General features: G+C 69.8%; 7 protein-coding genes. 1 reads left to right on the forward strand and 6 read right to left on the reverse strand.

Annotated features, from left to right (window positions below; all coding sequences use genetic code 11):
* Positions 1-755: 755 nt before the first annotated feature.
* The 6 genes from whiA to ON39_RS19485 form a co-directional block, all read right to left on the reverse strand.
* Positions 756-1,739: a DNA-binding protein WhiA gene (gene whiA / locus ON39_RS19460; RefSeq protein WP_040736336.1), complete on the reverse strand. Its 984-nt coding sequence runs from the start codon at positions 1,737-1,739 to the stop codon at positions 756-758.
* Positions 1,730-2,776 carry a gluconeogenesis factor YvcK family protein gene (locus tag ON39_RS19465; RefSeq protein ID WP_040736337.1) on the reverse strand — a complete coding sequence of 349 codons (1,047 nt, stop codon included), beginning with the start codon at positions 2,774-2,776 and terminating at the stop codon, positions 1,730-1,732. The genes whiA and ON39_RS19465 overlap by 10 nt, the downstream gene beginning before the upstream one ends.
* Positions 2,777-2,813: 37 nt before the next feature.
* On the reverse strand, positions 2,814-3,794 hold the full coding sequence (gene rapZ, locus ON39_RS19470; RefSeq protein WP_083894549.1) for an RNase adapter RapZ: 981 nt from the start codon (positions 3,792-3,794) through the stop codon (positions 2,814-2,816).
* Between the two features lie 175 nt (positions 3,795-3,969).
* Positions 3,970-6,003: an excinuclease ABC subunit UvrC gene (uvrC, locus tag ON39_RS19475; RefSeq protein ID WP_040736339.1), complete on the reverse strand. Its 2,034-nt coding sequence runs from the start codon at positions 6,001-6,003 to the stop codon at positions 3,970-3,972.
* A gap of 122 nt (positions 6,004-6,125) precedes the next feature.
* Complete coding sequence (locus ON39_RS19480) at positions 6,126-6,557, reverse strand: hypothetical protein (protein ID WP_040736341.1); 432 nt, start codon at positions 6,555-6,557, stop codon at positions 6,126-6,128.
* 119 nt (positions 6,558-6,676) lie between these two features.
* Positions 6,677-7,372: an HAD family hydrolase gene (locus tag ON39_RS19485; RefSeq protein ID WP_040736343.1), complete on the reverse strand. Its 696-nt coding sequence runs from the start codon at positions 7,370-7,372 to the stop codon at positions 6,677-6,679.
* 166 nt (positions 7,373-7,538) lie between these two features.
* Between ON39_RS19485 and ON39_RS19490 the strand changes: the two genes are divergently transcribed.
* Positions 7,539-9,503, forward strand: coding sequence for a gamma-glutamyltransferase family protein (locus ON39_RS19490; protein WP_040736345.1), 1,965 nt, complete (start codon positions 7,539-7,541; stop codon positions 9,501-9,503).
* Positions 9,504-9,833: the final 330 nt, after the last annotated feature.

Here is a 9,833-nt window from a genome sequence, read left to right on the forward strand (position 1 = left end):
GCGAGTGCATGCGCCGACAGCGAGCGTGCCCCGAAAACGAGTGCGCGCCCGACAGGGAGCGCGCGCCCAACAGCGAATGCGGACTTTGCACCCTCTCTAGGGGCACGCACCCTCTCTAGGGCCCGAAAGTGAGTGCGTGCCCCGAGAGCGAGTGCGTGCTCCGAAAGCGGGTGCGTGCTCCGACAGCGAGCATTCCCCGAAAGCGAGTGCGTGGCCGACAGCGAGCGCGCCCTCAACAAGACGCGGACTTTGCACCCTCTCGGAGCACGCACCCTCTCTAGGGCCCGAGAGTGAGTGCGTGCCCGAGAGCGAGTGCATCCTGACAGCGAGTGCGTGGCCGACAGCGAGTGTGTGCCCGAGAGCGAGTGCGGATCTGACGTGCCGGACGTGATGCCAGCGGACATGCCGGCCGACCCGGCCGGTGCGTCCATCACGCTGGTGGGCGCCCGTCTCGGCGGAACCGGCCGACGCCTCTGCCACGCCGGCGCGCTTTCCGGCCGAACCGGTCCATGCCGCCAGCACACCAGCGCGCGAACCGACCGACGCCTCCGCCAGGATGGGGCGGGCGTCCCCGCCGAACCGACCGACACCTCCAGTCCACCGACGGGCGACCTGGCCGAACCGACCGACACCTCCAGCCCACCGACGGGCGACCTGGCCGAACCGACCGACACCTCCAGCCCACCGACGGACGACCCGACCGACCCGACCGGCACCTCCCTCACGCCCAGCGGAGGTCCCGGACCGAACCTCCGTCAGGCCTCGTCCAGGAGTTCCGCGGTGACGGCGGACTCGGTGTCGGGGATGCCGAGTTCCTTCGCGCGCCGGTCCGCCATCGACAGCAATCGTCGAATGCGGCCTGCCACAGCGTCTTTCGTCATCGGCGGGTCGGCGAGCTGGCCGAGTTCCTCGAGTGACGCCTGACGGTGCTGCACGCGCAGTTTGCCTGCGGCGGCGAGATGGTCGGGCACGTCGTCGCTGAGGATCTCGAGCGCGCGCTCCACCCTGGCGGCCGCGGCGACGGCGGCGCGGGCCGAGCGGCGCAGGTTCGCGTCGTCGAAGTTGGCCAGCCGGTTCGCGGTGGCTCGCACCTCGCGGCGCAGCCTGCGCTCCTCCCAGACGATGCGGGTGCCGTGCGCACCCATCCTGGTGAGCAGCGCGCCGATGGCCTCGCCGTCGCGCACCACGACGCGGTCGGTGCCGCGCACCTCGCGTGCCTTGGCGGTGATGCCGAGCCTGCGCGCCGCGCCGACGAGCGCGAGCGCCGCCTCCGGACCCGGGCAGCTGACCTCCAGCGCGGAGGAGCGACCCGGTTCGGTGAGCGAGCCGTGCGCGAGAAACGCTCCGCGCCAAGCGGCTTCGGCGTCGGCGATGCTGCCGCCGACCACCTGGGCGGGCAAGCCGCGCACCGGTCGGCCGCGCACGTCGAGCAGACCGGTCTGCCGGGCCAGCGCCTCGCCCTCCTTGGACACGCGCACCACGTAGCGGGAGGTCTTGCGTAACCCGCCCGCGCCGAGCACGTGCACGTCGGAGCCGTAGCCGTATAGCTCGAAGATCTCCCGGCGCAGCCTGCGCGCGATGGAGCCCATGTCCACCTCGGCCTCGACGATCACCCGCCCGCCGACGATGTGCAGGCCGCCCGCGAAGCGCAGCAACGCGGACAGTTCCGCCTTGCGGGAACTGACTTGCGACACCGTGAGCCTGCTCAGCTCGTCTTTCACATCGGCTGTCATCGCCACGAGACGCGCTCCTTTCCACCCAACCCGGAACGCACATCCTGACCCATGTGCCGTCCCTCGACTCGAAGCCCTGCCATTTGCGGCCGAGGTTGCCGGATCAGTTGATCCAGTGCGGCGGCGAGCTTTCCGGGGTGATGCCGGTCCGTCCCCGCCTCGGCGACATCGGAGAAGGTTACCCGTGCGCGCAACTGTTCGGCAGCTCTCGCCACATGTTCTCTTTCGCGACCCTCCGGCACCGACCCGGAATCGACCAGAACCTCATCGACCGCGAAATCCGGTGCGTGCTGGGACAATACATGCAGGTGCCGTTCGGCGGAGAAACCCGCCGTCTCGCCGGGCTCCGCGGCGAGATTCAGCACGAGAACTTTTCTGGCTCGGGTGTACACCAGCGCCTCTCGTAGTTCGGGGACGAGCACATGGGGGATGACGCTGGTGAACCAGGATCCTGGTCCGAGAACGACCACGTCGGCGTGTTCGATGGCCGAAGTGGCCTCCTGGCCCGCGGGCGGGTCGGACGGGATCAGCCGCACCCGCCGGACCTTGCCGGGCGTCGTAGCGATGGCGACCTGACCGCGGATGCAGCGACTGACGCGCGGATCCGCTTCCAGCCCAGCCACATCCGCCTCGATGTCGAGCGCGATGGGCGACATGGGCAGCACCCGTCCGGTGATGCGCAACAGCTTCGCGACCTCGTCCAGCGCGGCGACGGGGTCGCCGAGCACCTCGGTCAGACCGGCCAGGATGAGGTTGCCGACCGAGTGGCCGGCGAGCGCGCCGGTGCCGCCGAAGCGGTGCTGCACGGTCCGGGTCCAGACGCCGTCGGAGTCGGCGGCCAACGCAGCCAACGCCATTCGTAGGTCACCGGGCGGTAGCACGCCTAGTTCGGCGCGTAGCCGGCCCGACGAGCCGCCGTCGTCCGCGACGGTGACGACCGCGCAGATCTTCCTGGTCAGCCGTCGGACGGCGGTCAATGTCGCGTACAGACCGTGCCCGCCACCCAGCGCGACGATGCTGGGCTCGGATTCCCACCCGCTCATGCCTTCGCCTCGCTGACCCTCGGCTCACCGCGCCCACTCATTCGCGCCCCAGATCCCGATGCACGACCCGGACCACGTCGGCGGCCCCCTCGGTCACACCGGTGACCTCGCTCATCAGTTCGCCGAGGGCCTCGGCTATCGCCACGCTGCGGTGCTTGCCTCCGGTGCAGCCCACTGCCACCGTCATGTATCGCTTCCCCTCTTGGCGGTAACCGTTCATCGTCAGATCGACCAGGTGGTGGCAGGTGCGCAGGTAATCGTCGGCGCCGGGGCGCGACAGCACGTACTCGCTCACCACTGATTCCTGACCAGTGTGTTCCCGCAATTCCGGTATCCAATGTGGATTAGGTAGAAAACGCACATCCAACACCATGTCGGCGTCCAGTGGAACCCCGTGTTTGAAGCCGAAGGATTGCACGGTCAGCTGCAGCGCGCTCGGTGCGCCGCCGCCGAAGGCCTCCTCCAGCTTGCGGTGCAGCTGGTGGATGGACAGTTCGGTGGTGTCGATGACCAGGTCCGCGGCGGTGCGCACGGGTGAGAGCCGGACGCGCTCGGCGGCGATGCCCGCCGAGAGGGTGCCGTCCTTGCTCTCGCTCTGCAGCGGGTGGCGGCGCCGGGCGAAGCCGAAGCGCCGGATCAGCACGTCATCGGAGGCTTCGAGAAACAGCACCCGCGTTTGGATGCCGAGTTTGCGCAGTTGCTCGGTGACGACCGAGAGGTCACCGGTGAAGAACCGGCTGCGCACGTCCATCACCAGGGCCAAGCTGCGGATCGGCGGCTCGGCGGAGGCGCCGAGCTCGACCATGCGGCCGATGAGTTCGGGCGGGAGGTTGTCGGCGACGTACCAGCCGAGATCCTCGAGGACGCGGGCGGCGGTGCCGCGGCCCGCGCCGGATAGCCCGGTCACGATGACGACCTCGACCTGCGGGTTCGCCGCCGCGACAGCGCTCAAGGGGCCGGCCCGCCCCTCGGTCTGTCGCGGATTGCCCGCAGTGCTGTTCGATTCGACGCGTGTCATGTCCTACCGGATCCGTCTCTCGGGTACCTCTCGAATCATCCCGCACCGGTCCCTGCGTAGGGCGCAGACATGCGCGATCACCTTCCCTGGTGCACGTGGACCGTTCACAAACAACTGCTGGAACGGTACCGAGGATATAGGGGGAAGGCGCGAAAGCCGTTGATTCCGCGGTTTCTCAGCCATCCTGCAGCGCCGCCAGCACAGCCTTGGCGGTTGCCAGCCCGATGCCGGGGACCTCGGTGATCTGCTCCACCGTGGCCTCTTTCAGCTTCGCGACGGAACCGAAATGCGTGACCAGCGCGGTCCGGCGCGCCGCGCCGAGGCCGGGCACCGAGTCCAGCGCGGACGCGGTCATCCGCCGCGAGCGTTTGCTGCGGTGGAAGGTGATGGCGAACCGGTGCGCCTCGTCGCGGACGCGTTGCAGCAGGAATAGCGCCTCGCTGTTGCGCGGCATGATCACCGGATCGCTCTCCCCCGGCACCCACACCTCCTCCAGCCGCTTGGCCAAGCCGATCACCGCGACGTCGGTGATGCCCAGCTCGTCGAGCACCTCGGCGGCGGCCGCGACCTGGGGCGCGCCGCCGTCGACGACGTAGAGGTTGGGCGGGTAGGAGAACTTGCGCGGGCGACCGGTTTGCGGGTCGATGCCGGGGCGGGAGACGTGTTCGCCTGTGTCGTCGGTGGTTTCGGCCGCCAAGTCCTCGCTGGCCATCAGCTCGCGCTCCTTCTGGAGCTTGTAGAAGCGCCGCCTGGTCACCTCCCTGATGCTGCCGACGTCGTCCGAGCGGCCCTCGCCCGCGGCCTCCTTGATGGCGAAGTGGCGGTACTCGGACTTGCGCGCCAGTCCGTCCTCGAACACCACGAGCGAGGCGACCACGTCGGTGCCCTGCACGTGGCTGATGTCGACGCACTCGATCCGCAACGGGGCGCTGTCGAGTTCGAGCGCGTCCTGAATGGCTTGCAGCGCAGCCGATCTCGAGGTGAGGTCGCCCGCGCGCTTGAGCTTGTGCTGCTGTAGCGCCTCCATCGCGTTGCGCTGCACGGTCTCGGCGAGGGCCTTCTTGTCGCCGCGCTGCGGCACCCGCAACTGCACGGCCGAGCCGCGCAGGTTCGACAGCCACTCCTGGATCTGCTCGGCGTCGGCGGGCAGGACGGGCACCAGCACCTCGCGCGGCACCACGGTGGCGGGCTGCTCGGCCTCGCCGAGTTCGGCGACCGAGACCTGCTCGCCGTAGAACTGGGTGAGGAACTGCTCGACCAGCACGGCCAGTTCGCCGCCCGCCTCGGGCGCGGCGTCCTCGGGGCTCGGCCGCTCCATGTCGAGGGCGTCGCCGGACTTGTCCACCACCCAGCCGCGCTGGCCGCGGACCCGGCCGTCGCGGACGTGGAAGATCTGCACCGCCGCCTCCAGCTCGTCGGTGGCGAAGGCGATCACGTCGGCGTCGGTGCCGGTGCCGAGCACGACGGCCTGCTTCTCCAGCGCGCGGCGCAGGGCCTGCACGTCGTCGCGCAGTCGCGCGGCGTTCTCGAAGTCCAGATCCTCGGCGGCCTCCTGCATGCGGCGCTCGAGCTGACGGACCATGCGGTCGGTGCGCCCGGCCAGGAAGTCGCAGAAGTCCTCGACGATCCGGCGGTGCTCCTCGGCGCTGACCCGGCCGATGCACGGCGCCGAGCACTTGTCGATGTAGCCGAGCAGGCAGGGACGGCCGATCTGGTTGTGCCGCTTGAAGACTCCGTTGGAGCAGGTGCGCGCGGGGAACACGCGCAGGAGCAGATCCAGGGTCTCCCGGATGGCCCAGGCGTGGGCGTAGGGGCCGAAGTACCGCACGCCCTTCTTGCGGGCGCCGCGGTAGACGAACAGGCGCGGGAACTCCTCGTTCAACGTCACCGCGAGCACCGGGTACGACTTGTCGTCGCGGTAGCGGACGTTGAAGCGCGGATCGAACTCCTTGATCCAGTTGTACTCGAGCTGCAGCGCCTCTACCTCGGTGGAGACCACCGTCCACTCGACGCTCGCCGCCGTGGTGACCATCTGCCTCGTGCGCGGGTGCAGCGAGGCGACGTCGGCGAAGTACGAGTTCAGCCGGCTGCGCAGGCTCTTCGCCTTACCGACGTAGATGACCTGCCGGTGCGCGTCCCGAAACTTGTACACCCCTGGTTCGACGGGAATCGTGCCCGGCTTGGGCCGGTACGTCGCTGGATCTGCCACCCGTCAAGCCTATCGAGCGGGTCCGACAGATTCGTCCGCCGCGCCCGGTTCGGCGCGCGAGGGGTGTTCCAGTCGGAACGTTCCCCGGGGCTATCGCCGAAACATCGTGCGCGCCAAGAGGTTCAGCGCGGGTCGACGTCGAACCACGTCTTGGCTTCGGCGCGCGTCAGCTGGTAGACGACGGCCGTCGCCGCGCCGAGCGAGTAGAGCACCGCGACTATCCAGTGGCCGAACGGCACGGCGTGCGGATGGGTCTGCCAGCCGACCACGGCCTGCGCCACCGCGAAGACGATGGCCAGCACCCGGACCGCGCTCGCGCCGTGGGCGAAGGCGCAGACGACGAGGCCGAGCAGCCAGCTGAACAGGAACTGGATCGCCGCGCCCCCGGCGGCCTCGCCCCCGAGCGTGACGCCCATGATCACCACGTAGGCCAGGCCGAACCCCGCCAGTCCCCACGCGGCCTCCCGCGCTTCCCTCGCCGGTTCGGGCAGCGTACTGAGCGCCCACAACCGCTCGGCGACGGCTAAATCTTCCTCCGAAGAGTCCGCGCTCATCGCGCCCCCACTTTCCGATCACCCGCGACCCGGGTCAACGGACGCGTTGGCAGAACGGTAGAGGACCGAACAGAGTCGGACAACCCTGACGCGCGACACCGCTGCTCAGCGGCGGTAGGTCACCGGTCGCGCGGAATCCCGTTGTCGCGCAACGCGTCCAATAGACCGGAGCGACGCTCGGCGGTCGGCAGCGGATCGACCAGGGCAAATCGGCAGCCGAGGGCGGTGGCGCCGCCATCGGCCTCGGCGCTGTCGCCGACCATCAGGGCCGCCGCCGGGTCGACGCCGAGCTTGTCCAAGGTGGCCGCGAAGATGCGAGGGTCGGGTTTCATCGCGCCGACCTCGAAGGAGAGGGCGAAGGCGTCGATGTATCGGTCCCAGTTCCTGGCGGCGAAGGCCGGGCGGATGTCGAAGGCGATATTGCTCACCACGGCGATCTGAAGGCCTTGGGCCGCAAGGGATGTCAGAACCTCGTCGACGTCGGGGTATGGGGTCCAGGCCATCGGGTCGATGAGGCGGCCGTAGAGAACCTCCGCCTGCTCGTCGGTCGGCACGCCGGACTTGCGCAGGACCTCGAGGTAGGCCCGCCGGTGCAGCTTCGGGTCGAGGTCGCGGTTGTCCCAGGCGTACTGTCCGTCCGGGCCGAATCGCACTATTTGCTCGACCGGAGCGGTCATCCTGCGCAGGATCTCGGCCTTTTCGTGCACGTCGAAGGGTCGGCCGTCGGCCGCGACGAGTTGATCACCCCACGATTCGTCCTCCTCCAGTCGAAACAAGGTCCCGGAATAGTCGAAGAGCACCGCCTCGATGGTCACCGGATCAGCCTACCGACGCCGCCCGCGGTGCCCTAGATCGTCGCAGGCCACGTGGGTCGCCGAGGATGTGAGACCGGTCGGACCCGGGCGATAAGCGCCTGGCGCGCAAGCGCGTTGGTACGACAAACCCTCCCCGCCTGTCGGTGCCGGGCGTTAGAGTCCCCCCATGAGGCGTGCGCGAGGAACGTGGACGGGTGTTGCGGCGGCGATGCTGCTCGCCCTCGGAACGGTCACGGCCTGTTCGTCCGACGAGGACAAGGCCGGCGGTGTCTGCGAGACCGCGCCGAACGGAACGCCGGTGGCGGCGACCTCGGCGGGCGCCCCGGGTGGCAGGACGCAGGACATCAGCACCAACCCGGAGATCGCCACCGGATACCGGTCGGGCATGACGCCGGTGCGCACCAAGACCTTCGCGGTGTCGACGGCCAACCCGGTCTCGACCAAGGCCGCGTGTGCGGTGCTGCGCGACGGCGGCACCGCGGCCGACGCGCTGATCGCCGCGCAGGCGGTGCTCGGCCTGGTCGAGCCGCAGGCCTCCGGCATCGGCGGCGGTTCCTTCCTGATGTATTACGACGCCGCCGCCAAAACAGTCGACGCCTACGACGGCCGCGAGGTCGCGCCCGCCGCGGCCACGGAGAACTACCTGCGCTGGGTCGACGACGTCGACCGCACCCAGCCGAAGCCGAACACGCGGGCCAGCGGCCGATCCATCGGCGTGCCCGGCGTGCTGCGAATGCTGGAGATGGCGCACCGCGACCACGGCAAGACCGGCTGGCGCGAGCTGTTCGACCCCGCCATCCAGCTCGCCGACCGCGGCTTCCCGATCAGCCCCCGGTTCGCCGGGCAGATCGCCGAATCGGCCAAGGACCTCGCGCTCGACGAGTCCGCGAAAGCCTACTTCCTGAACCCCGACGGCACCGCCAAGGCCGCCGACGCCGTCCTGACCAACCCGGCGATGTCGAAGACCTTGAGCGCCATCGCCTCCGGCGGGGCCGACGCCTTCTACACCGGCGCCATCGCCCGCGACATCGTCGACGCGGCCACCACCACCTCCGGCGGCCGCACCCCCAGCCTCATCACCACCGCCGACCTGGCGAACTACCAGGCCAAGAAGCGCACCGCGCTGTGCACGAGCTACCGCACGCACGAGATCTGCGGCATGCCGAACCCGTCCTCCGGCGGGAGCACGGTCGCCGCAACCCTCGGCATCCTGGAGAACTTCGACCTCGCCGCGTTGCCCCCGGATAACCTCGGGTCCGAGGCCGACGCGCGCAACGGCGGCAAGCCCAAGGCCGACGCGGTGCACCTCATCTCCGAGGCCGAGCGCCTCGCCTACGCCGACCGCAACAAGTACGTGGCCGACTCGGATTTCATTCCGCTGCCCGGCAATTCACCGCAGACCCTGCTGAACAAGGACTATCTGAAGCAGCGCGCCGGGCTGATCGACCGCGGCCACAGCATGGGTACGGCCCAGCCCGGTGACTTCGGCCCCGTCCCGCTCGGCGTCGGCCCGCAGCCGCCCGAGCACGGCACCAGCCACATCTCGGTGGTGGACAAGTACGGCAACGCGGCCGCCATGACCACGACGGTGGAGTCCGCGTTCGGCTCATTCCACGTCGTCGACGGCTTCGTGCTGAACAACCAGCTCACCGACTTCTCCGCCGACCCGCTCGGCACCGACGGCGCGCCCGTGGCCAACCGCGTCCAGCCCAACAAGCGCCCGCGCAGCTCGATGGCCCCGACCCTCGTCTTCGACAAGGCCGCCGACGGTTCGCGCGGCCAGCTCACCCACATCGCCGGCTCCCCCGGCGGCTCGGTGATCATCCAGTTCGTCGTGAAAACCCTGATCGGCATGCTCGATTGGGGCCTCGATCCGCAGCAGGCCGTGTCGTCGCTGTCCTTCGGCGCGGGCAACGCGCCCGCCACCGGCCTCGGCGGCGAACACCCGAGCATCAACACCGCCGACAACGGCAACAACGATCCGCTCATCACCCGCCTACGCGAGTTGGGCCACCAGGTCTCGGTAGCGCCGCAGTCCAGCGGTCTCAGCGCGCTGCGCCGCGACGGTGACGGTTGGATCGGCGGGGCCGATCCTCGTCGCGAAGGTGCGGTGCTCGGCGACACACGCTGATCTCGGCGGGCCGGGCTGAAATTCGCGCCGCGACGGTGACGGTTAGGTCGGCGGTGCCGATCGGCCACACGCGGGAGCGGTGCGCAGCGACACTCGGTGAGGCCGAATATGGCACGTGTCCCTTGGGATTCGGTAGCAGGCGGAGTCGCGTCGGCGCGGTAGCAGGCGGGCTCGCGTCAACGCGGCGCGGCAGCAGGCGGAGTCGCGTCGGCGCGGTGGCAGGCGGGCTTGCGTCAGCGCGGGAGCAGCATCGGGTAGACGACCGGGCCGTGGTCGATGGGGAGCTCGGGCTGCTGGATGAAGCCGAAGCGCTCGTAGAACGGGAGTGCG

The sequence above is a fragment of the Nocardia tenerifensis NBRC 101015 genome (assembly GCF_000308715.1).
GTDB classification, from domain to species: domain Bacteria; phylum Actinomycetota; class Actinomycetes; order Mycobacteriales; family Mycobacteriaceae; genus Nocardia; species Nocardia tenerifensis.